This is a genomic window from Aquibacillus saliphilus (genome assembly GCF_020404745.1).
GTDB classification, from domain to species: Bacteria; Bacillota; Bacilli; order Bacillales; family Amphibacillaceae; genus Aquibacillus; species Aquibacillus saliphilus.
Map to the genome: position 1 here is coordinate 105,972 of NZ_JAIZAP010000006.1, position 25,813 is coordinate 131,784.

The 25,813-nt window shown below is 34.5% G+C and carries 23 protein-coding genes and 3 pseudogenes; 12 read left to right on the plus strand and 14 right to left on the minus strand.

The window, feature by feature from the left end; genetic code table 11:
- The first annotated feature begins 4 nt into the window (after positions 1-4).
- Positions 5-1,468, plus strand: coding sequence for a sodium:solute symporter family protein (locus tag LD272_RS08205; protein ID WP_226036125.1), 1,464 nt, complete (start codon positions 5-7; stop codon positions 1,466-1,468).
- A gap of 232 nt (positions 1,469-1,700) precedes the next feature.
- Here the strand turns inward: LD272_RS08205 and LD272_RS08210 are convergent.
- Positions 1,701-2,000 (minus strand): annotated as a pseudogene (locus tag LD272_RS08210) (ATP-binding protein); the annotation flags it as partial.
- Positions 2,001-2,344: 344 nt separating this feature from the next.
- Positions 2,345-3,097 carry a ParB N-terminal domain-containing protein gene (locus LD272_RS08215; protein WP_226036126.1) on the minus strand — a complete coding sequence of 251 codons (753 nt, stop codon included), beginning with the start codon at positions 3,095-3,097 and terminating at the stop codon, positions 2,345-2,347.
- A 236-nt stretch (positions 3,098-3,333) separates the two neighbouring features.
- Between LD272_RS08215 and LD272_RS08220 the strand changes: the two genes are divergently transcribed.
- On the plus strand, positions 3,334-4,398 hold the full coding sequence (locus LD272_RS08220) for a putative endonuclease domain-containing protein (protein WP_226036127.1): 1,065 nt from the start codon (positions 3,334-3,336) through the stop codon (positions 4,396-4,398).
- A gap of 119 nt (positions 4,399-4,517) precedes the next feature.
- Positions 4,518-4,886, plus strand: coding sequence for a DUF4365 domain-containing protein (locus LD272_RS08225; RefSeq protein ID WP_226036128.1), 369 nt, complete (start codon positions 4,518-4,520; stop codon positions 4,884-4,886).
- A 239-nt stretch (positions 4,887-5,125) separates the two neighbouring features.
- Here the strand turns inward: LD272_RS08225 and LD272_RS08230 are convergent, their stop codons facing one another.
- The 4 genes from LD272_RS08230 to LD272_RS08245 all read right to left on the minus strand — a co-directional run bounded on the left by LD272_RS08230 (position 5,126) and on the right by LD272_RS08245 (position 8,281).
- Entirely contained in the window at positions 5,126-6,106 is a 981-nt protein-coding gene (locus LD272_RS08230; protein ID WP_226036129.1) for a hypothetical protein, read from the minus strand.
- A 74-nt stretch (positions 6,107-6,180) separates the two neighbouring features.
- Positions 6,181-6,867, minus strand: coding sequence for a GIY-YIG nuclease family protein (locus LD272_RS08235; protein WP_226036130.1), 687 nt, complete (start codon positions 6,865-6,867; stop codon positions 6,181-6,183).
- A gap of 82 nt (positions 6,868-6,949) precedes the next feature.
- On the minus strand, positions 6,950-7,801 hold the full coding sequence (locus tag LD272_RS08240; RefSeq protein ID WP_226036131.1) for a DUF5677 domain-containing protein: 852 nt from the start codon (positions 7,799-7,801) through the stop codon (positions 6,950-6,952).
- A gap of 6 nt (positions 7,802-7,807) precedes the next feature.
- Positions 7,808-8,281: a hypothetical protein gene (locus LD272_RS08245; RefSeq protein WP_226036132.1), complete on the minus strand. Its 474-nt coding sequence runs from the start codon at positions 8,279-8,281 to the stop codon at positions 7,808-7,810.
- 318 nt (positions 8,282-8,599) lie between these two features.
- On the opposite strand from LD272_RS08245, the pseudogene LD272_RS08250 reads away from it, so the two are divergent.
- The 5 genes and pseudogenes from LD272_RS08250 to LD272_RS08270 all read left to right on the plus strand — a co-directional run.
- Positions 8,600-9,661: pseudogene (locus tag LD272_RS08250) on the plus strand (YjiH family protein); the annotation flags it as partial.
- A gap of 95 nt (positions 9,662-9,756) precedes the next feature.
- Positions 9,757-10,662, plus strand: coding sequence for a formimidoylglutamase (gene hutG / locus LD272_RS08255; protein ID WP_369413952.1), 906 nt, complete (start codon positions 9,757-9,759; stop codon positions 10,660-10,662).
- A gap of 1,105 nt (positions 10,663-11,767) precedes the next feature.
- Positions 11,768-12,019 (plus strand): helix-turn-helix domain-containing protein, encoded by a 252-nt coding sequence (locus LD272_RS08260; protein ID WP_226036133.1) that lies wholly within the window; start codon positions 11,768-11,770, stop codon positions 12,017-12,019.
- A 104-nt stretch (positions 12,020-12,123) separates the two neighbouring features.
- Positions 12,124-12,642: a competence protein ComK gene (locus tag LD272_RS08265; RefSeq protein ID WP_226036134.1), complete on the plus strand. Its 519-nt coding sequence runs from the start codon at positions 12,124-12,126 to the stop codon at positions 12,640-12,642.
- Positions 12,629-13,441: a DnaD domain-containing protein gene (locus LD272_RS08270; protein ID WP_226036135.1), complete on the plus strand. Its 813-nt coding sequence runs from the start codon at positions 12,629-12,631 to the stop codon at positions 13,439-13,441. The genes LD272_RS08265 and LD272_RS08270 overlap by 14 nt, the downstream gene beginning before the upstream one ends.
- Positions 13,442-13,656: 215 nt before the next feature.
- Here LD272_RS08270 and LD272_RS08275 read toward each other — a convergent pair whose 3' ends face one another.
- The 4 genes from LD272_RS08275 to LD272_RS08290 form a co-directional block, all read right to left on the minus strand.
- Positions 13,657-14,271, minus strand: a complete 615-nt coding sequence (locus LD272_RS08275) for a hypothetical protein (RefSeq protein WP_226036136.1) — start codon at positions 14,269-14,271, stop codon at positions 13,657-13,659.
- A 703-nt stretch (positions 14,272-14,974) separates the two neighbouring features.
- The gene (locus LD272_RS08280) at positions 14,975-16,006 is read right to left on the minus strand and encodes a nuclease-related domain-containing protein (protein ID WP_226036137.1); all 1,032 of its coding nucleotides are present in this window, start codon (positions 16,004-16,006) and stop codon (positions 14,975-14,977) included.
- Between the two features lie 567 nt (positions 16,007-16,573).
- Positions 16,574-18,001 (minus strand): sodium:solute symporter family protein, encoded by a 1,428-nt coding sequence (locus LD272_RS08285; protein WP_226036138.1) that lies wholly within the window; start codon positions 17,999-18,001, stop codon positions 16,574-16,576.
- Between the two features lie 318 nt (positions 18,002-18,319).
- Positions 18,320-19,411, minus strand: a complete 1,092-nt coding sequence (locus LD272_RS08290; RefSeq protein ID WP_226036139.1) for a nitrilase-related carbon-nitrogen hydrolase — start codon at positions 19,409-19,411, stop codon at positions 18,320-18,322.
- A 202-nt stretch (positions 19,412-19,613) separates the two neighbouring features.
- Between LD272_RS08290 and LD272_RS08295 the strand changes: the two genes are divergently transcribed.
- Together LD272_RS08295 and LD272_RS08300 are read left to right on the plus strand one after the other, a co-directional pair.
- Positions 19,614-20,369 carry an IclR family transcriptional regulator gene (locus tag LD272_RS08295; protein ID WP_226036140.1) on the plus strand — a complete coding sequence of 252 codons (756 nt, stop codon included), beginning with the start codon at positions 19,614-19,616 and terminating at the stop codon, positions 20,367-20,369.
- An 88-nt stretch (positions 20,370-20,457) separates the two neighbouring features.
- Positions 20,458-21,720, plus strand: coding sequence for a nitrilase-related carbon-nitrogen hydrolase (locus LD272_RS08300; RefSeq protein ID WP_226036141.1), 1,263 nt, complete (start codon positions 20,458-20,460; stop codon positions 21,718-21,720).
- A gap of 552 nt (positions 21,721-22,272) precedes the next feature.
- On the opposite strand, the gene LD272_RS08305 is transcribed toward LD272_RS08300, so the two are convergent.
- The 3 genes from LD272_RS08305 to LD272_RS08315 form a co-directional block, all read right to left on the minus strand.
- Entirely contained in the window at positions 22,273-22,629 is a 357-nt protein-coding gene (locus LD272_RS08305) for a hypothetical protein (RefSeq protein WP_226036142.1), read from the minus strand.
- Entirely contained in the window at positions 22,622-22,918 is a 297-nt protein-coding gene (locus LD272_RS08310) for a transposase (protein WP_226036143.1), read from the minus strand. Before LD272_RS08310 ends, LD272_RS08305 begins: the two co-directional genes overlap by 8 nt.
- 881 nt (positions 22,919-23,799) lie before the next feature.
- On the minus strand, positions 23,800-24,228 hold the full coding sequence (locus LD272_RS08315; RefSeq protein ID WP_226036144.1) for a hypothetical protein: 429 nt from the start codon (positions 24,226-24,228) through the stop codon (positions 23,800-23,802).
- Positions 24,229-24,355: 127 nt separating this feature from the next.
- Here LD272_RS08315 and LD272_RS08320 point away from each other — a divergent pair.
- Positions 24,356-24,514: pseudogene (locus LD272_RS08320) on the plus strand (KTSC domain-containing protein); the annotation flags it as partial.
- A gap of 30 nt (positions 24,515-24,544) precedes the next feature.
- On the opposite strand, the gene LD272_RS08325 reads toward LD272_RS08320, so the two are convergent.
- On the minus strand, positions 24,545-24,703 hold the full coding sequence (locus LD272_RS08325) for a BC1881 family protein (RefSeq protein ID WP_226036145.1): 159 nt from the start codon (positions 24,701-24,703) through the stop codon (positions 24,545-24,547).
- 283 nt (positions 24,704-24,986) lie between these two features.
- Between LD272_RS08325 and LD272_RS08330 the strand changes: the two genes are divergently transcribed.
- The gene (locus tag LD272_RS08330; RefSeq protein ID WP_226036146.1) at positions 24,987-25,742 is read left to right on the plus strand and encodes a hypothetical protein; all 756 of its coding nucleotides are present in this window, start codon (positions 24,987-24,989) and stop codon (positions 25,740-25,742) included.
- Positions 25,743-25,813: the final 71 nt, after the last annotated feature.

Consider the following 25,813-nt stretch of genomic DNA (forward strand, 5'->3'; position numbering starts at 1 on the left):
TTTGATGTCTGTAAGTTTTATCGTAATTGGTATTGTGATTGTTTACTTAGCGGTAATGATCTATATCGGTTTTTTGTCCTCTAAGAAGATAACCAATAATGAAGATTTTCTTGTAGCCGGTCGTAAAATGGGTCCTTGGCTACTAGCAGGTAGTTTAGCAGCAACAGAAGTTGGTGGGGGTTCCTCATTAGGTGTTGTGGAAAAAGCTTATGGTAGCTGGGGGTTCTCAGCATTCTGGTATGTACTTGCCATGGCATTTGCTTTTATTATTTTAGCATTTATTGCACCGATGTTACGTAATGCTTTAGTTAAAACAGTTCCTGAATTTTTTAGAAAACGTTATGGTGAAAAAAGTGGAATATTAACAACTGCGATTATGGTTTTACCTATGATTGGTCTAACGGCCGTTCAATTGATTGCATCTGCGACTATTCTATCGGTAATGACTGGATGGGGTTACACATTATCCGTTTTAATTGTTACACTAGTTGTAACTGCATATAGTGTTATGGGTGGAATGTATAGTGTTATTTATACAGATGTTGTTCAGTGGTTTTTAATTTTGTTTGGTATGGCGGCAATCATCCCTTTCACGTTGAATGCTGGTGGAGGCTTTGAAAGTATAACAGCAGCCATACCTGATGAAAAATGGAGCATGGTAGATGGTGCTGGTATTGGTACCATTATTGCATTAGTTGTTATGTATGTAGCTTCATTTACAGTTGGTCAAGAAGCGGTACAACGGTATTACTCTGCAAAAGATGGTAAAGCAGCAAAACAAGCTTCATATATTACTGCGTTTGTCTATGCGATATTTGCATTTATTCCAGCATTTATTGGTCTACTAATGTATGGGATGGAAGCTAATGGAACTATTGATGGTGTATTATTAATGGAACAAGGTGGAAGATATGCACTCCCTGTACTAGCAGTTAATGTATTGCCTGACATACTTGTTGGTTTGCTATTCGCAGCCTTGATTTCAGCTACAATGTCTAGTGCATCGAGTAATTTACTAGCTGCCGGATCTATGTTTTCTAACGATATTTACCATCAGTATATTAATAAAAATGCATCGGATAAAGATTTACTTAAGATGACACGAATTGTTATGTGGATAGTTGGAATATTGAGTTTTAGTGTTGCAGCATTTAATATTTCCGACATCATCACCTTATTAATGTTCTCATTCACCTTACGAGCTGGTGGTGCCTTTATTCCATATGTTGTTGGACATTTGTGGGAGAAAGCAAGTCCTGCAGGTTCATTAGCATCCTTAATATTGGGTAGCATTACCGTTATTCTTGTCGAGAGGGGTATTATCCCATTTTTTGGATTAGACCCGATTTATCCGGCATTAATAGTTAGTGCAATCGCATTTTATGTGTTCTCAAAAATTAACCCAGCACAAAAACAAGTTGATAAAGACCTAAAATTAAATTACAATGACAAAGATTCTGCAATCTAAAAGTAAATAGCTTTTTCTACCTAATACAATCATATAAATTTGAATGTCAGATTGATTGTGTATTCAATAGCATATAGTAAGTGTATTTATCAGAAATTTAAATTTTGTTTAGGTTACATCAAGTGGAAAAATAAGAATCTCTGTCAAATGTGGTGGTGTGATTTTTCACGCCACCCTCTTTTTTCGAAGGGTTGTTCTTCCATAAATGCGTTGGTTACTTTAAAGGGATTGAAGGACCTGAGATACGGTTCTGATATCTCTGAATTTCTTTTGGACTACATGTACAGTAGCGATTCTTAGCACCAAGATATCCACATGGACAAGGATTCATTGCAGTAATTAATTGGAATTTTGCAGGATATGAAACTGTTCCTTGAGCTCTACTAATATAAACCTCGCCACTTTCTAATGGCTCGCGAATCATCGCCGTGGAGCTGAATGGATAAAAATTTAAAATGAAAATAAACGAGTTTCTACTTAATATAATGCGATATATTAATTCCTCTCCCCCAGCGTCCTTGCTCCTCGTCACCTCATATTTATTGCGGATTTCATTTCATATAACAAAAAATGGCCCACCACCTATAAAGGTGATGAGCGTATTAAGATGAGTTTCTTCTATTAAATATAAAGTTATATTTACAACGCATGCTATTTTGGAGCTTTATTAATGTTCCAAGCTTTCACTGTCATCATCTTCTATATTTTCATAAGCCTGTTCATCCTTGGGAAAATCCGACCATTTTATTGGTGGGTTCAACATTAATATTAAGTTCCTGAGTGACTTAGTTAGCTTTTCTTTTTGCTTATCTGATAAATAGTCCATGTAATTTCGGATGCTGAATACCCTCTCTACACTCTTTATCCAAACCAATGTTAGGTTATGCATGAATGTATGACCGCTTTTAGTGTATTTAGCTTGCAAACTATTTTCAGAAACAACCTCTTCACAGTTTCATAGTTTTTTGATTGCTGCTCGATAATTTGATTTACGCACTCTTTTACATGTTCTTCTGGAATATCCTTAAATGCTTTTTCACCCGTCGCTTTTTTGATGACACCAACAGCAGTTTTGTTGATTTGCCTATCTCCATATTTACCAGCAATATAATCTTTATTTTCCTTACTGATATTTAAATGATGAATTTCAGTATATGCATGCCTCCCAGCATTGTTTTTTTCCCCTTTACTCAACCACTCTGGATCAACATCAGAACCACGTATATACTTTTTTATCGTATCCTCTTTAACATCACAAAGACTAGCAATTATCTTAGTATCGTACTTTTCATTTTCTAATAACCGGTTAATCATTCTTTCCAATTGATATGCAGTTCTCTTCTTGGTGTGTAATTCTATCCCTAACCTTTTAACTATTCTTTCCTCTTCTGATGATCGCTTTTCAACGTTACATTCAGCATCTTCCATCCCTAAAAAATCAAGAGTGTAAAACCGACGGTACCCATCCACTAACACATATTGATTTCCACTTTCTTCCTCAACAGTTAGCGGCACTTTTAATCCTTGTCTACTAATACTTAATTCCAAACTTAAATCCTTCTCACTTCTTCGATAACTTGTTTCCAACCTTATCTGGGAAAGTTTTATCTTCTTTGGCTGCTTGCTCATGTTGAACCACCCACTTCATTTTTATTAATGGGTATTCAGCGAGCAGTTTGTACTATTACACATATTTATAAATATAGAAGATTTAATCTAAACCTGCTGCTTCAAGAAACTTAAAATTTCAGGTTATTCAGGGACTAGTTATGGTAAAACATTCTATGACGGTATACAATGAATTAAGATTAAGTTCTATACAGTTAGGTATATAATTTCACTTTTTTAGGAGGGGAATGTACTTTATGAGAGTGTCTAATGAAACAATTGAAGAATTAATAGGCATCATTAATGATTCCTTAGGCAGGACAGGAAATGAACTGGTGATTTTTTTCAACCAATTTGGATTTAACCACATTTATCCCGATAATGTACATGAGGCAGGAAGTAAAGCAAAGTATACAAGAAACACCATACAAAGTATTAATGGCACAGCTAAACTTGATACTATTATTGAAAATGCTTTGCATCCTCGACAGTACATTAATTCACATAGAAATATTAATGACATCGTGGATAATCTTAATCAGTTTCTAGGATTCGACGGTTATGAAATCATACATAATGGCAATGCTTTTACAGTAAAATATAATAACCAACAACATAGTGGATCCCTAAAAAACCTTTTATTTGCATCTGATGGACCAAAGCCAGAAATTGTTCTAGTAGATACTCTAAACTATGATATTGACGTTGTTGCAAATAAAAACCACATCCTAATTTATGATCAACCTATTACAGCTGATGGATTAACATGGCAAGATTTAGTTGGTTGGTGGTCACAAACATACAATGTGCCCTCTGATCAAGATAGAAAATTCTATCACCGATTAAACCAAAGCCTTGCTTCTTCTCCGCCAGAACAGCTTTTCTTTTGGACATATTATGAAACCTTTAGTCCGACTGTTTATGAAGAAGTTCCAGCATTAATCCCACAAGTTTACCTACATTATGATCCTTATACACTAAGACAACTGAATGGTGGAAGTAGAATTCCTAGACAAAGAATGGACTTTTTAATGTTGTTACCCGAAAACAATAAGATTGTTATTGAGATTGACGGTAAACAACATTACACAAAGGATCACATTAATGAACCCTCTCCAAAAAAATATGCTGAAATGGTTTCAGAAGATAGAAGACTTAGATTAAGTGGATATGAGGTTTATAGATTCGGCGGGCGTGAATTAATGGCTAACACCAAACAAGAAGAGGCAGAGTCAAAAGAAAGGGTCGTAGACTTTTTTGAAGATTTATTCGATAAACACCAAATTAAATTAACAAAAATAAATGCTACAACAACACCTTAGACGCTTACTCAATACTAGCTCCCCTGCAGAAAAGGAGTTGAGGTTCTACTATGCCAAATACAGATTGGACAATGCTAAGTTCTCTACAGTAAGAGAGATACGCTGAATACTTCGCAAAAATGGAATTTGCATCATATGGATTAGAAGTGTACACAACAGAAGTAGATGATCATGGTATTGACTTTATTGTGAAAGACAAAAAAGGCCATTTTAGTCAAATTCAAGTAAAGTCCTTAAGAGGTACAGGTTATGTGTTTGTGCCAAAAACAAAGTTTGACATCTCTAATAAAAATCTATACGTTGTATTATTAATTTTTGAACCTGGAAAAATGCCTTATGTATTTTTAATCCCTTCAGAAGCCTGGAAAGTCCCAAATCAAGTTTTCGTAGACAGAAATTATGGTAAGCCGGGACAAAAGAGCACCCCAGAGTATGGAATTAATATTTCTCGAAAAAACTATTCCATACTGGAAATTTTTCACATTTAAGGAATCCATAAAAGAGTTTCTTGATAAAAAAATTTATAAGTAGATTATAATGAGTTCATATAAATCCCCAAAGCGAATGCAAGAATTCTTCATCAGTTTATTTCAAGATAGATAATAGGCTACATATTGTAAAACTCTTTAAAATGTAGCCTATCACATGTTTTCAAATTGTAACCTTTATCATTTGCTTCAAAATTCACTATACATCATGCTTTTTGTACATTTTGAAGATTAGCTTCTTATTTTTTATCGAAGAGCATTCTACACCAATGATTAGTTCGTGTATAGCTATTACAAAAGACATAAATTATAATTTTGCTAATAGACTTAAGGATGATATTATAAGTTTTACTTGGCATGAAAATTGCAGATTTCTTTGGTAAGAGTATATTTTTACGAAAATGTTGACGAATTGAATGCATTATTGAATTATAATATTTTATTTTTTCATCTGCATTATCACTCAAGTTTACAACGTCTTGTCCGGCCATAAATTTATATATAATGTACAATAGAATATCAACAAACTGAATTCCTACAGAATAAGTATTATTTTTTTCGAATCCCAATTGATTAAAATCCATTTGAATATCTAGTTCTGCACCTATTTGAGCTAACTCTTCATCAGCATTTATACATAGATCCTTCATTTCGTCAAAATAGACTTTCAGTGAACGTAGCGTTATATCAGCTTCTAATTTTTCACTATCTATATTTAAAGTCGAAGTATCTGCTTGTTTTACCATTAATGTGTTTATTAACAACTGCGCAAAGTTTAATCGCATGAAGGAATAGAGACCTTCTTTTTTCCAATTTATAGGTGGATCATAAGTTCTTTCATGTACCACTGCCCTTTTATCGCTAAAAACTCCATGAATGGTATATGGTACGTCTAGTTTTGACAGGAATTCAGCAAATTTAATCCATATTACTTTCATTTCTTCTTTTGAACACCAATCCCCAGAGTCATTCTTAAATCCCTTAGCCCCTTTTAATTCCCAATCCATAGGATTTAAATTCGGCCGCACTTTTTTCTTAAATTCATTAAAACTTTTAACTAGTTTATCAAAGTCTGACTGTTGAATGCCTATTCCTAGTAGAACAAATAATTCAGGATAAACACTTTTTTCACTCCATTTTAAAGGATGAAAACTATCTTTTTCATCTACAAATAAAAGAAAAGTATCATCTGATTTAGTATATTTTTTTGTAATCCCCATAACTTGAAATCCCCCAGTTCTAGTAAGGCAGCAGAACTAGTAAAATTGCTATTCAGTACTGTCCGAACCGATGCTTACTGCAACAAGTTTTTCTTTAATCGTACAATCTTATCTGCTTTTAATTTTTTTATTTGTTTCAATAATTCTTCAGAATGTATTTTATCAAGTGAATATTTATTTTCATTTTTTTGCAACCAATTGTCACATAGAGTTTCACAGTCCAAATTCTCAAGTTCCGTTAAACTATATTTACTGGTTTTTGAATTAAATACTGCGGAAATCGAAGCAAGTATTGTTGCTCTAGTTTTATTATCTAAGTCTTGCAATATATTAAGTTTCTCCTTACTCCTGTTCATCCCTTTATATATTTTAAGTTTATGTTTTTCCTTAACTGATTCTGGCTTTTTTAATTCAAACAAAATGTTGTATTTATCAATTGCCTTCACTAATTGATTATAAATCGTCAATTCATTTGGACTAGAAAAGTCTCCACCCCGTACCTTTTCCCATCCGTATTTATTCATCATTAATATAGTAATTTCATTCTCTTTTTTAAAAGCTTCAAATTCAGTACAAATCCCAGCATCAATTTTATGTATTGTCGAAATTGGTTTATAAATTTGCGTCCACTGAGCTCCCTTCTTCGTTCCATGCTTTTTTATTCTTTTTTCTAAATCATCAGTTTGACCAACATAGTAATTATCATCTTCTAGTTCCAATACATATACCCATCGTTGCACATCCTCAAATTGAAAAGCCATTTGTTCCATCCTTCCTTAATCGCATTCTTTCATCTACTACACGCACACTTTAATCATTGAATATTTATACAACAAAAATCTATTAGTCTTTTAGAAAGTCTTTATTTACACTCCCAAGCTTTTCCTTTAGGGATTTCCTCATGGCCTTCAACATTTCTCTCATTCTTTTATTGTAGTGTTTAACCTGAGTATCATCTGATTTAAATGTTGAAATTAAAATAGGAGTTAATACGTCTTGAAACTTGATAGATTCTTCAACCAGCTTATAACATTCTTTCTCTGTTCTCTTGTTGAGAAAATCTTCACCTTCAACAGTTACAATATGTTCGAAAATCTTAGTGAATACAAAAAGTGTAAAGAATCGAACAAGTATTGGATAATTTACCTTTTCAACTGTAAAACGAAAATGTTCATCTAAATAATAATTAACCACTCCAAAGTTGCTATGAGCAAAAGGAGATAGGAAACCATAAAACGTGTAATAATACTGTTTGTCTTTCCCCGTTTTAAATCCACTTGGATTTATTAGCTCTCCAATTTTTTCTCCTTCCCGATTATATATCTCTCCATCTTCTCGGATATTGTAGTTGGCAAAGAATAAATTTATAGGAAAGGTTATTAGCTGGTCAATGAATTCCTCATTTTCATTAAGGTATCTGCTGCTCAAGTAATTTTCAAACATAGTTCTAATTAATATTAGTGCATCTTCATTATGGCCCTTTTTCAATAATTCTCTGATACTAATTAAGGTTTTAGTGCTCTTTGTAAAATTAAAGTACTCATGATCATATGTAAACTTTGTGTTTGTTTCTCCTGTCATCAACATTTCATTGTATCCGTAAAGGTGTGCTGCATAATCCACGAAATCACGTGATTTAAAAATAAATTTGTTTATTAACTTATCAAGCTTTTTCATGTATAAGTCCTTACTCATCAATGCTCACTCCTTAGCTTTCTGCCGGATGATTTTAACACCTAGCTTCTCACGATCACGGCATTGCTTTTTAAATTCTTTAGTCGCTTCTTTATTCCCCATAATAGTTAGAGTGGTAGCAAACTCATCTTTAGTGATAGAGCGATATAAGGAGTTAATCTTTCGCTTAATATAGTTTGCAAAATAAAAGGTAAGAATGGCTCTATCACACTCAAATTCTCTATTCTTTATAAACCAGTCAACTAAACGTTCAACATGAATTTCATCCGGCATTAGAAACGCCCCATCTAAGTATTGAGCTGAACCAATAACTGTATCAACTACATTGGTTGCTGACATAACACAACTTGCACCTAGATGGTCATAATGCTCTTGCCCTTTATATTGGATAGCATAATGTTTAACTAACTTGGTTGCTTCATCTATATCAGTTTTAATAGTTTGTATATCCCCCAGTGTAAATTTGATAACTTCACTCATTTTTTATTCCCAATTTTACCATATTAATAGAAAGGCTTATCTCAAAATAATACATTTAACAAAAACAAAAAAAGCCCACCAAGCGGCTGCATCAGCCAACTCAGTGGTTTCTCCATTACTTCTTCACCATATAATATTTTCGCTTACTTTGAACATCCGTTATAAAGTCCCTCTGTAACTTCCCTTCTTTAATTAGTGGTAATACAATGCTCTTTCTGAAATAAGAGCCTGATATCGTCATCTTTGTATTCATAAAGTCCAGGATCTCGCCCCACCTCCGTGGTTTTTCACAATAATCTAGTAAGGCCGTTACCTCAGGTCCATTCAGTCCTTTCATTTTCTAAAGTAATTGGTTTAGTTGTAGCAATAATGCTGATATTTGACTTCGGTTCCAATTGGTTATTCGCACCTAATATGGGTCCATTTCTGATGGAAAAATTAGTGTATTCAGTTGGCGTACTTGTACCTATCGGTGCTATGTTCCTGGCTTTATTAGTGGGTTACGGATTACTAGAATTTTTCGGAGTAATGTTGCAACCCATTATGCGACCCATCTGGAATACCCCTGGTCGTTCCGCAATACGCTGTTGCCTCTTTTGTTGGAAGTTATTCAATTGGCTTGTTGATAACTAATCGCGTGTTTAAAGAGGGAAGGTACACAATTAAGGAAGCAACAATAATTGCTACAGGGTTTTCAACCGTTTCTGTAACATTTATGATTGTTGTGGCTAAAACATTGGAACTTATGGACATCTGGAATATCTACTTTTGGGTAACCTTGATAGTGACATTTTTGGTAACAGCCATAACTGTTAGAATATGCCGTTAAATAAAATTAGTGATGATTACTATGATGGAAAAGGCTATCCGGAAGTAAAAATCACACATAATCGACTAAAGGTAGCGTGGAGTCAAGCACTGGAAACTGCTGCAACGGCACCATCACTCGGAAAGAATATTTGGATGAATTTTAAAGATGGTCTGATTATGACGATGGCTATTTTACCTTCCATCCTATCCGTTGGTTTGTTAGGCTTAGTATTAGCTGAGTTCACAATTACTTTTGATATCATTGGCTATATATTTTATCCATTTACATGGTTGATGCAAATACCAGAACCATTACTAGCCGCCAAAGCTTCTGCTGTTGAAATTACTGAAATGTTTTTACCGGCACTCCTAGTCGCTGGTGCACCATTAATTACGAAATTTGTTATTGCAGTCCTTTCCGTTTCAGCCATTTTGTTTTTCTCAGCCTTAATACCATGTATACTGTCTACTGAAATACCAATCAGTATTCCAAAATTAATCGTGATATGGATTGAACGTACTATTTTAACGTTGGTTATTGTTACTCCTATCGCTTATTTATTGCTTTAAAAGATTGTACAAAAAGCTAAAAAACTATAATAGGAAATAAATCGGGGTGTTTTACTATTTATAAATTACCGGATAAACAGCTTTGGAGTGGCCGGATTGATAGTCAGGAAAACCAAGATAGTTTTCGGTTCCATCAAATGGTTACTTTAAAATCAATCGAGAAACTATCGAAAGGTGAGAATGCTTTAAGTTTGATAGGTTTTGAGTCAGATGAAGGGGTTAAAAGAAATAACGGCAGGATTGGAGCTGCTATAGCGCCCAATGAAATTAAAAAATTTTTAGCGAAATTACCATATACTCCCGGTAAAGAAACGAGAGTGGTGGATATTGGTAATGTTGTTTGTGTAAATAGTGAGTTAGAGCAGGCTCAACAAGAATTTGGGGAGCATGTTGCTAAGCAGCTTAACAGTTCCTGCACACCGATAATTATTGGTGGTGGACATGAAACATTATATGGCCATTACCTAGGTGTAAGGGATTATATTGAATCCGATGCGACGCTTGGGCTAATTAACATTGATGCTCATTTTGATATGAGGGAAAGCGAAATCCCATCTTCAGGTACCATGTTTAAACAAATATTAACCCTGGATTCACGTGCAGGATATTTATGCCTAGCAATCCAAAATTTGGGTAATACAAAGGCTTTATTTAATGCGGCAGATAAATATGGTTGTACATATATTTTGGAAGAAAACCTCTCAAATGACTATTCGACCACCAAGATTATCGATGAATTTGCCGACAAGTATGACTATGTTTTAGTGACGTTATGTACGGATTCTATCATTTCTTCCGCAGCACCCGGGGTTAGTGCTCCATCACCATTTGGATTGGATCCAAAATTAGTGAGGTCACTTCTAAATTATATTATTTCAAAGGAAAACGTAACAAGCTTTGATATTTCAGAAGTTAATCCAATAGTAGATGAAAATGATAAAACTGTTAGATTGGCAGCACACCTATTAGCAGAAGTGATGAAAGCATTCAAAAGGAAATAAATCTAGGGTACTAGAATTATAAGAGTTGTTAGGTCTTGGCACTTTAATGCCCTAGGATCTAACAACTTTTGTCCTTCTTCCTTATTACCCATCTATATTTTGTAGTTTTATAAATTTGATTGTTACTTCGAAATGGACCAACCTAATCGACTCGTTAGTTCCTCTCTATTATTCTCAAACATCATGGCTGTTTCCATCATCTCAGGTCTACCCATAGGGCCATAAATGGTTAAAAATTTTAATTCTGAAGTAGGTATCTTATAAAGATGACTATATAGATGTTCAGTTAAACATGATTTATGGGGACGCTAGAAAAAGAAACAAAAGGTTTTATCATTATGATCTCATTCGTATAATGAATGAGTAAAAACCCATTGATGGGTTTTTACTCTCACTACCTTACACCGAGGGTATCATGTGTTTATGTCCATAAGGAAGATTATTACAAAACATCATTCGACATATTTCTACAATTCACAGACGATGACAGTCACAAGTCCGACTGTAAACTCTCGACCAGCTCGAATCACGTCTTTTTATGGTGTCTGTTACCAGAACTCATTAAAATAAAACAAAAAAAGCTACTATTACTACTAGCAACTCCACTTTCCACCTATAAGATACGAATCCGCTATTTGTATTTTTCCGGTGCTTGTCATCAGAATTTGCTCCACTAATTGTTCTCCCTACTGATTCAAATATCCCATTTTATCAACAGGTAGGGTCTGTAAGCTTACCCCTGTATTTACAAACTAAAGCATTTAACAAAAGCCTTTATCCATTCTATTACTCTTTCACAAACTTAAAGTACAAAAACTAAAACTGAAGCTGCTACCTAAAATCAACCCGCGAACTACAACTTTTAACTTTTTAAAATTTTTCACCCAAAACGCCCTTCAGGGCGTTCAAACTCTCCTATCACAACTTGTGTGAAAAAGTTCAAAAAGCGGCGGGAAGACTAGGCACTATGTTTATATATTTATTCCTACTATTAAATTCAAAATAAATATCAATAATTTTACATATATTACCAAAATAACAACTGTAGCTTGTGTACCTATTTTCTCCCTACCTTGATAATAGATTCAAGGAAAGGGAGATAGCCATGGATACTAATGTAGAATTTAACCGGTTATTCGGAAAATACATAAAATATATCCGACAAGAACATGGCATTACTCAACTGATATTAGCAGAAAGAGCAAGTGTAAGTACTAATAGTATTGGAGAAATTGAACGCGGGGAAACAGAACCAAAAAATTATACAATATTTAAACTTGAACAAGCCTTAAACATGAACGTCCATGAGATCTACAAGAAAATCAAAATAGAAATCGATCAACAACATCCTGAGTAATTTCGTTTTATCTTTCTACACAATACCTACCTCGTCCCATCTTTACGCCTCTCTTTGTGCAGCACACATTTCATCTTCATACCCCAACTAAAGGAGTTACCACAATGACAGAAATCCTATCTAACTACGACATTAACGAACGCACCATGGCAATCCTGCCTTCTTTTCAGATTGATTACGACGCCATTGTAATTGAACCAGGTCGAAAACTATTCGTCAAAAAAATGCCGATGGAACTAATTAGAACAGCCTGCCTTGAAGGTGGCGCATCTTATGAAGGAAGACGAACAGCCGTAATGTATAAAACCGAATCCCGGCAAAAAGTTCCGATTCCAGTTAACCCAAGCATGAACATCTACACCTTCCCTACCCACTCACCATCCCAATTCGAATGCAGTTGGATATTCTTCAACCACGTTAAGTCAGCAAAGCCCTACTATTCTGTACAAAAAACAAACCCACAATCGACTATCATCTTTAAAAACGGACAACAGCTTATATTGAACCAGTCTTATTACATGATCGAAAAACAAATGCAACGAACCGCTCTCTGTATGTTAAGATTCTCCGCTCCAACCACTATCAACCAAAAAGAAAGGAACATCCCCCTTGAATTATATTAAAGAAATGAACTCATTTTATTATCAAATTGAACTAAATCCACTGTCATCTTCTGCCGTTGCACTATGGCATACTTTAATGCATATAAACAATAAAACAGGATGGAAACAACAGTTTACCGTTGCTGCCTCTGTTTTAAGAATAAAGGCGGGTTTAAAAGAAAGCTCCTTTAAACGGGCACGTGAGGAACTAACAGAAAAGGGTTATCTTTCCTACCAATCTAGAGGTGGAAACCTGGCAGCTGTTTATCAGATGCAAAGCTTGTCGTCCATTATGGACCACAGCAGTGTCTATAGTGAGAACCAGAGTAGGGACCAACAAGCGAACCACAGTATGGCCCCATTAATTAAACAAAACGAAACGAAAAAGAAACAAAACAATACAACAACAACAGATGCAATTGCATTTTATCAGGATAATTTCGACCAGATTCGACCTTACATAGCTAATGAATTATTGGATTGGATCACTAACGTAGGTGATTCAATCGTTCTCGAGGCATTAAAAATAGCCCTTAATCGCGGGAAAGCGAACTGGGGCTATGTCAAAAGTATTCTTCAGGATTGGGACAAAAAAGATGTTACTAGCATTGACGATATACGAGCTGAACAATCAGCTTTTAAAAATCTAAAAAGGCAGAAGAAGCCGAACAACAGGAAAACGAAGCAGGAAGTAATTCCGGACTGGTTTAAGGAGCGAGCATCAAAAAAACAGTTGCCTAACAAACAATCGTTGCAACTGGAGCAAGTAGGAGTTGCTGATTTGTTAGCTAAATATAGAAGGAATAAAGCTTTGGGGTGAGACTGGTATATGGGGGTTCCATCTTGTCAATTTTCTCCACAGACGATTTGATAAAAGTGGTTTGGCATCCATATTCTTTGTTTTCTTCTCATCCAAGTGCCTTATCATCGTCTAAGTTTTATTTTCTTTATTCGTTTGTTGCATCGTATTTATTACAAGATAGCAAATATTGAACATAAAGTTGAAACAGCAAAATAAGAAAATCATGATTTTTCTTACTTTCGTTTCCGTTTTCCTCCTGATCTTGATGTGCCTGAAAACGCCCCGCCAAATACTTCCTTTCTTGATCTGTTACCGTCACTGTTTGGGGAGTGGTGGTAAGGAAACTTATCCGCATAGCGAAAATCACTCTTGCGTAAATCCTCAGAGGTGTAGGTTCCTTTATTCTGTTTCTGGGTTTTTACATGTTCTTCCTTGCTTCTCATCATTTTAATACGCGGAAGTATTACATTGTTATAAAACGCCTGTTTAAAGTGGCTCTTTACTTTTATCGCTAGCCTATCATCATCAATTAGAAAGTAGGTTATACGGTATCTGCCCATTTTTTTAGTGAAAATTTTTTCCGCATCTTGCTTTTCTATGAATATATTGATCTTTTTATCTTCGAATTTAACAGTAAAAGAATCTTTGCTAATACTTTGCCTATTATGAATTATAGACTTATCTAACGTAACTTTAACAACCGCTTTTTGATATGTATATTTTTTCTTGATCTTCAAAAAATATTTACTTCTTTTCTCTTTTAATGCTGACAATGGTACATCAAGAATATGTAGCTGATGTCTTATATCCTCCGAATTAATTACTTTTAATTTGGAACTTGTTTCCATCATTATTCCCCCAATCTGATTATTTCTTTGAAAATAACTAACACCTTCCTTTATCAGGGAAAAGCGTTTATTTATGCAAAATGTTTCACAATGACTAAACTTCATTAGACTTTTGTGTTCTTTTCGTTCTTTCGTTATGGCTTTTAAGTTAAGGTAGCTACCCTACTCGAGCTAGCTGGTAGCACGTTTCTTCAGACCTACCTTGCAGCCTTCTTTTTCAAAAGTAACAACAGAATAAAATAGCTTCTAAATTGGGTGAAAGGCAAAGATAACAAAATAAATTATACTTTTGTCTTAAAATTAAAAAGTATTTATATGAATTCGATGCAAGTTATAAATCACCTTCTTTTCGACAAATTAGTAGTATTATCTCTGGTTATATTTTAAATATATTTCCTATTCTTGGGAATGACAAATAGGGAGTACTAGTCATAGACTGGATTCGACGAACAGAAGGGAACCAAACCCATCTGCCGCAGGATGTCGACAGGCAGGGTCTGACCCATCTATCTTTTCTGTCACCTCTCTATGAGCGTACCACTGTATTCTTGTATTCTAGAGTCTGATTTATATATGATATTATCTCATGGTTGCGAGACGTTTGAAATTTTAAATTCCATTTCTTCTTGGAACTCTTGTACTTTTCCTTCAAACACGAAAGTATCACCAACCTCTATATATGGTACTTTTGTATCGCTAAAAATTACAGCTGGTATTGTCCCAGTTTCATTGGATATTTAATTCCATTTTGACTGTCATATTGAAAATCAATAACTTCAGCTTGAACTATTATCTTTTCATTATTTTGGTCATTAACCTTAATATTTGAAAGATTGTATTCAGTTGACAGAGTGGAATTTGATGGTTTACCAATACCGTCCTGTGATATATATACCAAAGTAGCAATTACCATTGCACCTAATATCCAATAAAAAATATTGCGTTTAACATTTGACACTGAATTAGATTTTTCTTTTTGTACTACCGCTTGAACATTAGCAGGTTTATTCTGTTCTTCTAGCATTTGCTTTGTTTGGTTGGTAAGTTGTTTTAATTCTTCAGTTTTTTGATCAATTTCACTAGATTTTACCTTAAAATTAATTTCATCTTCTGATAGCATCTCATTTGAAACTCTAATATTCCTAATAATATCTTCTATTTTATTCTTTGGAATGGCATTTGTTCGGAATTTACTTGCCCTAGCCAACCTTTCGTCTAACTGTGAATTCAGCTCATCTTTAAACATGTGAAAAGTAAAGAAATCATCTGCATTGTTCTTGTCCCAATTTTCAACAAACTTTTGCATATCGATTCTATTAAATCCATATTGTATGTTCACATAACCTATCAACTTATGCGGATCACCAAGATATTTATGGTTGGACAACAAGTATCCTTTTAAGTCATCTGCATGCTTTCGAACTTGTTGCAAAGGATTATTCAATTTATCTACTACAGAGAAGGATCCATTTGATTGGATACTTTTAATATAATTCAGGTTCCAATTTTTCACTTCAATCAATCGAAATCCGTAGCGAGGTGAAATTACTAGAAAATCCGGTTCATATTTTCCAATGACAGGTTGAGCTATAATATATGTATCTCCTGGTAAGTGGTTTGCTAAAAGATCTCCGACTTCAATTTCACCTTTAAGACCCTTTAGTTCATTATTGGTTCTACTCGATACTTGATCGATGTGATCAAGTAGTCTATCTCTCCCTATAAATTTCCCCATAGTAGTCCCCTTAATATTTCTGTTATTAACTAAAATTGTAACACATCAAAATTATTTCAATTAAACATAAAGGAACTAGGTGAGAAAATCTATAGAAGACATTGAATCGACTATCTAAAAACGAGGAAATGATTACTATGTAACCTCCATTTATTTCATCAATTTGTATTTTACAGAACTAAAAAGGGAGCTACTATTAATCATAGAAACTCCATTGTCCACCCATAAGATACAAATCCACCTTTTGTCTTTTTGCGGTGCCTGTCACCAATACGTGGATCTCTCACCGCACCGTGTACCGATCTTTTACCGATCTTTAGTTCTATACCGATCTTTTGGAGAAATATAAAAAGAAACCCGCCCAGGATAATATCTCAGGACGAGTTCTATGTTTTTAGACTACACAAAATTCAACGAAAGGGTCTGTTATATTTTCCCTAGGGAGCAGACACTCTTGAAAGGAATTAATACGCAAAGTAGAAAACCAGCACCTCCACTGTTAAATTACGTTTAACAATGGAGGTTCAAATTTATCCAAGTCTTTCTTTTGTTCTAAAAACCCATAGGCTAATTTATCTTTCTGTCTTCCTCAATTAAACCTCTGCTTTCTGTTTTTTGTTGGGAAAGACTAATGAAAACTGTTAACAATAGAGATACAAGTGCTCCTGCAGGTCCTGATAAGAAAGGTGACGGTAGATTAACCAAACCCATTGCTGGACTCAAAAGGGCTGAAGCCATAAAGCCACCTATCATGCCAATAAACGCTCCTTGTGAGGTTGTTTTTTTCCACCATAACCCTAATAATAAAGGGCATAAAAACGCACCAATAATCAAGGACTGTGCCAGCGCCATGACAAGGAAGATTAATTCAGGTGGCCTCAAGGTAACTAGAATTGTAAGTAAGCCAATAATAATTACAATCCACCTTGTAGCTTTAACTGCTTTATCCTTCGGTAAATCCTTTTTAAACAAAATAGGATATAAATCAGTCGTAATCGCAGATGCTGCAGTAAGTAATTGGGCATCTGTGGTAGACATAGCTGCAGCAATGACAGTTGCTACAAATAAACCAATCACAACTTTAGGAAACAATTCCTCTACTACTAGGAAAAATCCCATATCCGGATTAGATACCTCTGGAAAATTTGCAACTAAGTATAACCCGACAAAAACAGTTGCTAGATAAAAAACAGATAAATAAGTGATTGCTGATGATGTTGTTTTAACTGCTGTTTTTTCATCTATTGCTGCACTATAACGCATTACCACATGCGGGGAACAAATAACTCCTAAAGAAAGTAGTAAACCAAAACTTAAGCTAAATAAAGGTCCTGGCCCTCCCCAGATATTAATGGCAATTGGGTTATTAGACACAGATCCAGTGACTATTTGACTCCAATCCTGTGATAAAATAACAATAAGTGCTACAGCTACCATAGCTAAAATCATCATTAGGTTTTGCCAAAAACTCGTTGCAATAGAAGCATAAGAACCACCTAATGCAACATAGGCAATGAATACTAACCCTATAACCGCAACAGCAAGTTCGTAATTAATACCTAATACATACTGGATTGCAAAAGCCCCACCTTGTATTTGGGCAATCATATAGACAAACATAGTTATTACAGTAACAACTGCTGCTACGGCCCTCACTTTCTTATTAAATCTTTGTTCAAAAAATTGAGGAAAAGTAACAATTTTAGATTTTCTAATTTGAGGAGCTACAAATACCATTGCAATAATAAAGCCAAGTAGTAGTCCGATATTACCCCATAAAGCTGGTGCAATTCCAGCTGCAAACATCAATCCAAGTATTCCTAGAAACCCACTTGTGCTTGTATAAGTAGAAGCGAGCGCTCCTCCCCCAAGCCATGCAGGTATCGATCGGTTAGCTACTAAGAAACCTTCTTCGCCAGACCCAGCTTTTTTTCTATAAAAATAGCCAATTAAAATCATAATAGCTAAATAAATGATAACCATTGTTAGAATCATATAATCACCCTCCCATTATTCTTCATACTTAAATGTTTTTTTAGAAATAAACACTGCTAGAATCGCTACCATTGGTTGTAAGACCCACAAAAGAAACAATGATATTGGTAAGCTCATGATTTGTATATTAGAACTAGACAATAGAGTGTAAAATAAAATTGCACATAATATAAAAGTCATTATAGTAATAAGGGCTTTTCTGTATTTATGCCTTCCCATTTTTCCACACACCTTTCAATTTTATTGTAAACGCAATCATTTATTTGTTTATTCTAATGTATATCAACCTATAACTCTCTCAGTTGTTATAAAATAAAATCACTTCAAATAATCTGGTGTTTTTTCAGGTTTAATGTAAATACCTTTATCTATAAAATCTTTAATTGTTTCGAATGGGTCTCTAGCTTTTCTGGTCCTTGGTGATTCATTTAAAAACTGGTTTGGTTTATAAATGTCGTTTTCATAGATTTTCCTGTAAATATCATTCCTAAGCAAGGTTGGGAAATTCCTACTAGGATCTGTCCTCCTTCTTCTAAGTTCCTCTAAGTTTATAACAGAACTAATAATTCCTTCACCAGCATGATCTGCGTAAGCGGTTACAACTCCGTTATAGTTAACTATCATCGATTTACCTGGCGCGAAATTTTTAGGGCGTAAACCACCATAAATACCTCCCCAAGAAGCACCAATTAAATAAGCCACATTCTCCCAAGCTCTCATTTTGTTCATTGATTGCCAAATACTTTGTGGTTCTGACATCTGTGGGTCTGTTAGAAGTGGATGTAATATTACTTCAGCCCCTTGTATCCCCAAAGCTCTAGCAGTTTCAGGAAAATGACCATCCATACAGGTTATTGTACCAATTTTCCCTATTTCTGTATCAGTAACAGGGAAAAATGCAGATAAATCACTTCCATACATTTCAACATATTTATCATAAACATCATGAGGACTTACAGCCAATTCATAATGTGTTGCAACTGTGAGTTTCCGATACTTATGAATCACTACACCTGTTGGATCCATTACAAAGTGTGTATTAAAAAAATAGCCATCATCAATCCAATCTGGGTCTCTTTCTAAAATACAACCAGCTATAAATATTTTATGTTCTCTTGCTTTATCAGCAAGCAATTTCATTTCTTCCCCATCTAATTCAATTAATACCTCATTTACATAATGATCGTAAGACCAATGTCCCTCATGTCCCTGAATAAAAAATTCTGGAAATGAAACCAATTTAATTGGCGCCCAATTCCCTTCAAACCCTTCCTTGGCACTAGGCTGAACCTGCGGAGCAGCATCAACTAATTCTAAACACCTTTTTAAGTTTTTCATTATGTCCGCCCGTTTCTCTACCAATTTGATTTCTGGTTGAATCGCTACGGCAGTATAAATATCATAAACCATAAAACTTCTCCTCCTTTTCGATTATCGGAAACCTTTACCTATAATCGGTATTTATTTTATTTTAATTAAATAAAAAAAGAAAGTCAATACTAAATATTCAAAAAAATTTGACTATTTGTTTGTTTATTTTAGATAATGTACAATATTAGGAGACACAACTTAATTGTTTTTATTATTAATATTATATAAAAGAGGTTATAACATGAGTTCAAAAAGTTCTGGTTCTTTAGTTGCTGAACGGACACTCCAAGTCATTCTACTTTTCCAAAACAATAAAAAACTAACCCTATCAGAAATTGCAAAATCCTTAGAAATAAGTAACACTGCTACACATCGAATTGTATCAACACTTTGGGAACAAGGATTTTTATTGAGAGATGAATCCAAACGTTATATGCTGGGGTCAATTTTTATCAAACTGGCTCAGATGGTTGAACCCAATCTCAGAAATACTGCATTACCAATTATGAAAAAATTATCCAAAGAAACACAGGAATCCATTTATCTCAGCATTTCGCACAATCCAAGCTATTATGTTTTCATTGAGGGTGTAGAAAGTCCCCATCCATTAAAATGGTCTGTTGATTTTGGAAACCCCGCTTCAACATACGCTGGTGCTGGTGGAAAAACACATTTAGCATTTCACAATGAAGATAGATGGTCAGAGGTTATACATGGAAACGATCTCACCCCTTATACAAATAACACTATTATCGACAAGGCTAAATTGCTTAATGAGTTAGAAACCATACGTACACAGGGTTATGCAATAAGTAAAAGTGAGCGTTACCAAGGAGTAATTGCCATTTCTGTACCAGTGAACAATATTTCACGACAAGCAACGTCTACGATGGCTCTTAGTATTTTCATTCCAGAGTACAGATTTGAGGACAACAAACTTGATTTTTATATTTCCATGTTAATGAAAGCAGCAAGGGAAATAACACTAAAACTATAAGTGATACTATATAATAATCGACAGACTTAAAAATTAACAGTTACACATTTCTAAAGCCAACTGATTAGCAACATTTACAAGTTAAATGTTGCTAAATTTGATTATTATTAAGCGAGAATTTTTTCAGTACTTTACTGAAGTACTTGTGCAACGGATTGTAAACGCATACAATTTAAAGGTGGTGAACAAATTTTTAAAAGGAGGTCTATCTTACGAAGGAAATCCTAAATTAAGAAATGGAGTGTACATGCAAATGAATTTGGATTTATATACTGCAATTACTATACAACCGGTGGTTAATACGGCAAGAAGCCCAAAAGAGGTAGAAGAAAATCTTGAAAGAGTCCTAACTTTGATTAACTCTGCTGGATTTGCAGGTTCATCAACAGCTAAGTCAAGTGGATCTGGTGGAGTGGCTCCTTATGCCCCGGTTAAACTGATCACTTTACCGGAATTCTGTATTCAGGGGGAACCGTTCGATTTAGACTTCCCCGAGCGTAAAAAGAATATGCTTATTACAATTCCTGGCGCAGAGACGGACAAACTTGCGAAAAAAGCAATAGAATTAGAGACTTATATTGTCGGATCATTCCTTGAAATTGATCCGCAATGGCCTGATCGTCAGTTTAATACTACCATTGTCATAGATACAGCAGGGGATATTATTTTGAAATATCGTAAAATCAATCCAGCTATTCATTTTGAATTAAGCGCAAGCCCACACGACATGTTGGAAGATTATATTGATGATTCCAATATTCCGATTAGCCAACAATTATATCCAGTAGTAGATACAGAGATCGGTCGAATTGGATGTTTAATCTGTATGGACGGTCACTTTCCCGAAAGTTTCCGAGCATTGGCCTTGCAAGGTGCAGAAATTATAATAAGAGCCAACTTTCCTGAACCACTAATTTCCTCACCTAATGATATTTGGGAAGTTCAAAATCGCAGTGGGGCACATGCAAATCTTGCTTACGTTGTAGCTCCAATGTTAGGCGGAATGGCCAACAATACTGCTCCACAAAATATTACGCCAGGCCATTCTATGATTATTGATTATAACGGCATGGTAGTTGCAAGAACACCTTACCCTGGAGAAGCTATTACTGGAACGGTCATTAATATGGAACAATTGCGAAGAAGAAGATTGGACCCTTCAAGAAATTTCTTGACCCTCCTTAGAACGGAAAGTTTCCGTGATATTTACGATCGCTCAATTCTTCCACCAGATTCTTACAGCGGAGGAAAAACCCCTCCTGAAACATTTACTGGGTTAACAGAAAGAGCCACCACTCCTATTATTCAGTCATTCATCGAGCAAGGAATTTATAAAAAGCCAAACAGGTAAATTTGTGGGTGACAGTAGATGGAATGCGCCATGTGACAAAGAGTCACCTCCCTGCAAGTAGTAGAATGAAAATAAGAGTTAAGGTAACAAAATTTATTAATAAAGATTCGTGGGATAGACAAAGAGCAAAACACAGGAGGTATTTCCAAAATGGAATACACCTAAAGTGGAAGGCCATTTAATTATGCGCATATCAGTATCTTTACATTTAACAATATCAAACCCTTTTATTTCTCATCGCTCATAAAAAATCCTGTACAATCTTATTTCCAAAATAACGAATTGATTCGCTTGCTTGTCATCTAGAAGCATCGACAATGAACAAGGACGCAAAAAACCGTTCCTAAGAGTTTTTGGAAAATACGAGTAGTCATTGAAAAGAGGATGAAGAAAAAACAATATCTCATTGTTTCCACCTGATTGTTCCATAACTGTTCTGTAAACGCTTTCGACTGAAATGAACTTGTTGTTAAGAAACCACATCCGTCTCTTTGAAAGTTCAAATAGAAATCATCACCATTTACTGGCTACCTAAATTTCCACGAACACCTTTTACTTTCTTTCGTAGATTATGGATAATTCTTTCTCGGTGGGAATCCCACCCACTATATGTTGCAACCTATGCTCGGTCGCTCTGCCTGTCACCAACACCCGTTCTAATACTCTAGCATGCAAAAACGTTAGATAACTTTCCACTTTAGGTTCTGGAAAAAAGGAAAGTACCCTTGCTTTTGTAACAATTGACTCCGAATCAGAGTAGCTGACATAATCGTGATAACTACTCCACCGATAATTAGCTAAGTCCAATACCATATTGGCACGAATCGGATTCAAATGAATATATTTATTCACTTCTAATTCATATTCGACTGTATCTAGTAATTCTGATCCATAACGACTTTCAAACACATGTCCAGAGTAATGATATTTTTTGGTTGAAGTATTTTGCATATTTGGTATGAAGGTACTTGATGATATCTCCCGTGGAATGATTAAGGGTCTCTAATTGAAGGTGAATGTGGTTAGTCATAAGACAATACGTGTGGAGAAAAAATGGCATCAGCATCATTGTTTCTTCTAACAATCTGAGATACTCTAAACGATCCTCTTCATTGTGAAACAAAGTAGTCCTTCGAATACCGCGACTAGTAATATGATATTTGGCACCTGGATACCAAATGCGTTTTTTCCTACCCAAATGCATACCCCCTTGTAATCTCAGTTTGACATTAAATCGATTTATTCTTCACCAAAGTCAATTATCCTGCATAGATTTACAAAAATAAACAAAAAAGAACCAATATTAATCATAGAAACTCCGGGTCCACCCATAAGATACAAATCCACCTTTTGTCTTTTTGCGGTGCCTGTCACCAATACGATTTAATACGATTTAATACGATTTAATTACCCTTTCATGGAATCTGTAGTTACAGACCAATAATTTTAACAATTAAAATAGGCCATTAATGCTAAAGCAAATCAGCACTAACAACCTTATAGAACACTACACACCCCACTCATGAAACAATATTTTTTGGGAAGTGAGTAGTCTATTACATTCAAAAAAACTTTGTTTATCAGTGAGGTCATCACTTTACAAAAACTCTTCTTTTTTAAGAGTAGCATCTCTAATTCGATTAGTACTTTTTTGTTTAGTAACGCTCTTTTTCGAATTAGTAATGTTACCTTTTAATTATAATTCCATTTATCTTGGTTTTCCATTTTCAAATCTGCGAATCACTTATGCTTAATTCAGCTGCAATCTCCTTTAATTTTCGTTCGCCTTTACTTTCTTCCATATTCCAAAAGCTTAATCTCGCCTAGGATCTCATTTTCTTGGCATTACATGGCACCTACCTCCCGATTTCAGTTTATTATTTTACAAAAGAAAATTATTTAAGTATAATTAGTTCATCCGATATATTCGGTACTATTTTTATAGCGTTGTAGCTCAGTTGGATAGAGCGTCTGTTTCGCAAACAGAGGGGCGGGGGTTCAAGTCCCCCTAACGAATATTATCCGAGGTCTATAGACCTCGGTTTTTGCTTTGCAAAAGAAAAAGCAACGCATTGGGTGCTATAATTCTAATTCATCCTTTATTTGTTCATACCTGTCATTTAACTCATCTAATACATCTTTCCTCAAATTAGATGTATCCCCATTTTTTTTCAATTCCTCAATAATAGAATATAATTTGAACAAGTCTTTTCCAAGTTTAGGATGTAGCCTAACTATTTCTAATTTAGTCTCATTCCAATTATTAACTAATAAAAAGTCATCTCCAAACAAGTAAATCTCATTATTTTGAATATAATCATTCAATGTCTTACCGTGTTTATTTCTTCGTGTAAGATTTTCATAATTACTTTTCAATTCATCTGATAATGCTACTTGAGCTACCCATTTAGCATTGTTGTTGTTTTTTGCATTCGCAACAACCTCCCTTATCAAAATTGTTATTGCTGCACCTGCAATACCTAATAAAAAATTTAAAGCATATAACATAACTTACCTCCTCCTTGAAACGATTAACTTCGACAAAAAGGAAGTAAATTCCTCTTTAATTTACCAATTAAAAGGAAATGCATACATAACTGTCGAAGTAACGATTGAGGAGGTGATTAGAATGAATATGGTTTCTGTATCTTCAAGTAACCTAAGAGCAATTGGATATGATGAGTCCAGCAGAAAATTAGTAATTCAATTCCATAGCGGTACCTATGAATACTCTGGTGTTCCGAGTTTAGTCCATCAAGGGTTGATGTCAGCTTCTTCAAAAGGGCAATATCACCATCAATTCATCATCGTACAGAAAAGTAGGTTAATCTTGGTTAATCATGATTATAGCTGGCCCGGTGAATTTCTCGTTGTTACCTCCAGTTGTAATCGTGATTTCACTATGAGGTTCTACTACTATATTACTAATTCCTTCTCTTACACATAATTCTTCAGTTATTTGTTTTGTGCTAATATCTTTCATCCATTACACCGCCTTTTTATAATCATTTTGCCAATTTTCATTTTAATTATACAAATAAGACACCAGAAAGGGTGCCTTGCGACACTTATTATTGAAACAATCCCTGTAAAACAATATTTATCGAGGAGTAACAGTGCACCAGTCCTCATAGCTTTTTTTCAGTTCATACCAATACTTTTTCCTAGCACCCATCCACATTTCTTATTTCTTAGAAGAAGTTTGGAATAGGACAAATGTATAATCTCATATATTTAATTAATATATTTGAAGGGGCTTGAACAACATGACTAACGCTTTTTTATCACCTAATCAGTTAATAACTTTTCATCAAGAGAAGGTGAACAGGACAACGGCATTAAACTATTCTGAAGAAATGGAAAAGGCAAAAACTCCCTTTATCACTGTTGAAAAAAAACTTGACAATAATTATAACATTATCGGTGGATTCAAATATATCAACGGATTAAGACTTTTAGGTAAAACATTCCCTCTATACTGTACCATCGTTAATTCATTCAAATCGGAAAAGGCTAGGAAAATCGCTATGTTACAACGTTGTTTAGCATCTAATGAGAAGAATATTTATAAGGAACTATTGGTTTATGAACTCACTCATGATTTTGGAATGAATGAAAATTTGATTTCTGTTGAATTAGGATATGATGCTAAAAAAATAAAGCGATATATGTATTTCCAGGTAATTCCTGAAAACTATTTGGAAAGAGCAAAAATATTTAATGCTAAACATTTGGTGCAAGCTATTTATTTAGCTAATTCATTTACATCTACTGAAAAAAGATTGTTAACAGAATTAAGTTTACAAGAAGAAGAAAATTTGCGTTTTAAAGGTAAACACTTATCACTATATAAACTGTATAGACGGAAATATCCTTTATATGAGGACTTTGCTATGGCTAAAAATCAAATTCAACAAGCTATTCGATTGGATAGTGCTACAGATGAATACTGGAAAGGTATCCCCCACCCTTTAAATTATCAAACCGATAACACCTTAGATATAGAAACTTTCGTCAATTGAACAAAAGATGGTAACTATAACCAACTCTCCAATTAAAATTGAGAAGTTTATTATTTTGAAAATAATAAACC

Coding starts and splice junctions, on each gene's coding strand:
- LD272_RS08220 (WP_226036127.1), top strand. CDS start 3,334: ATGAGAGTGTCTAATGAAACAATTGAAGAATTAATAGGCATCATTAAT.
- LD272_RS08225 (WP_226036128.1), top strand. CDS start 4,518: ATGGAATTTGCATCATATGGATTAGAAGTGTACACAACAGAAGTAGAT.
- LD272_RS08240 (WP_226036131.1), bottom strand. CDS start 7,801: ATGAGTAAGGACTTATACATGAAAAAGCTTGATAAGTTAATAAACAAA.
- LD272_RS08285 (WP_226036138.1), bottom strand. CDS start 18,001: ATGATTCTAACAATGGTTATCATTTATTTAGCTATTATGATTTTAATT.
- LD272_RS08245 (WP_226036132.1), bottom strand. CDS start 8,281: ATGAGTGAAGTTATCAAATTTACACTGGGGGATATACAAACTATTAAA.
- LD272_RS08280 (WP_226036137.1), bottom strand. CDS start 16,006: ATGGGGAAATTTATAGGGAGAGATAGACTACTTGATCACATCGATCAA.
- LD272_RS08275 (WP_226036136.1), bottom strand. CDS start 14,271: ATGGAAACAAGTTCCAAATTAAAAGTAATTAATTCGGAGGATATAAGA.
- LD272_RS08325 (WP_226036145.1), bottom strand. CDS start 24,703: ATGAAAGATATTAGCACAAAACAAATAACTGAAGAATTATGTGTAAGA.
- LD272_RS08235 (WP_226036130.1), bottom strand. CDS start 6,867: ATGGCTTTTCAATTTGAGGATGTGCAACGATGGGTATATGTATTGGAA.
- LD272_RS08265 (WP_226036134.1), top strand. CDS start 12,124: ATGACAGAAATCCTATCTAACTACGACATTAACGAACGCACCATGGCA.
- LD272_RS08315 (WP_226036144.1), bottom strand. CDS start 24,228: ATGTTATATGCTTTAAATTTTTTATTAGGTATTGCAGGTGCAGCAATA.
- LD272_RS08295 (WP_226036140.1), top strand. CDS start 19,614: ATGAGTTCAAAAAGTTCTGGTTCTTTAGTTGCTGAACGGACACTCCAA.
- LD272_RS08230 (WP_226036129.1), bottom strand. CDS start 6,106: ATGGGGATTACAAAAAAATATACTAAATCAGATGATACTTTTCTTTTA.
- LD272_RS08330 (WP_226036146.1), top strand. CDS start 24,987: ATGACTAACGCTTTTTTATCACCTAATCAGTTAATAACTTTTCATCAA.
- LD272_RS08205 (WP_226036125.1), top strand. CDS start 5: ATGTCTGTAAGTTTTATCGTAATTGGTATTGTGATTGTTTACTTAGCG.
- LD272_RS08260 (WP_226036133.1), top strand. CDS start 11,768: ATGGATACTAATGTAGAATTTAACCGGTTATTCGGAAAATACATAAAA.
- LD272_RS08215 (WP_226036126.1), bottom strand. CDS start 3,097: ATGAGCAAGCAGCCAAAGAAGATAAAACTTTCCCAGATAAGGTTGGAA.
- LD272_RS08290 (WP_226036139.1), bottom strand. CDS start 19,411: ATGGTTTATGATATTTATACTGCCGTAGCGATTCAACCAGAAATCAAA.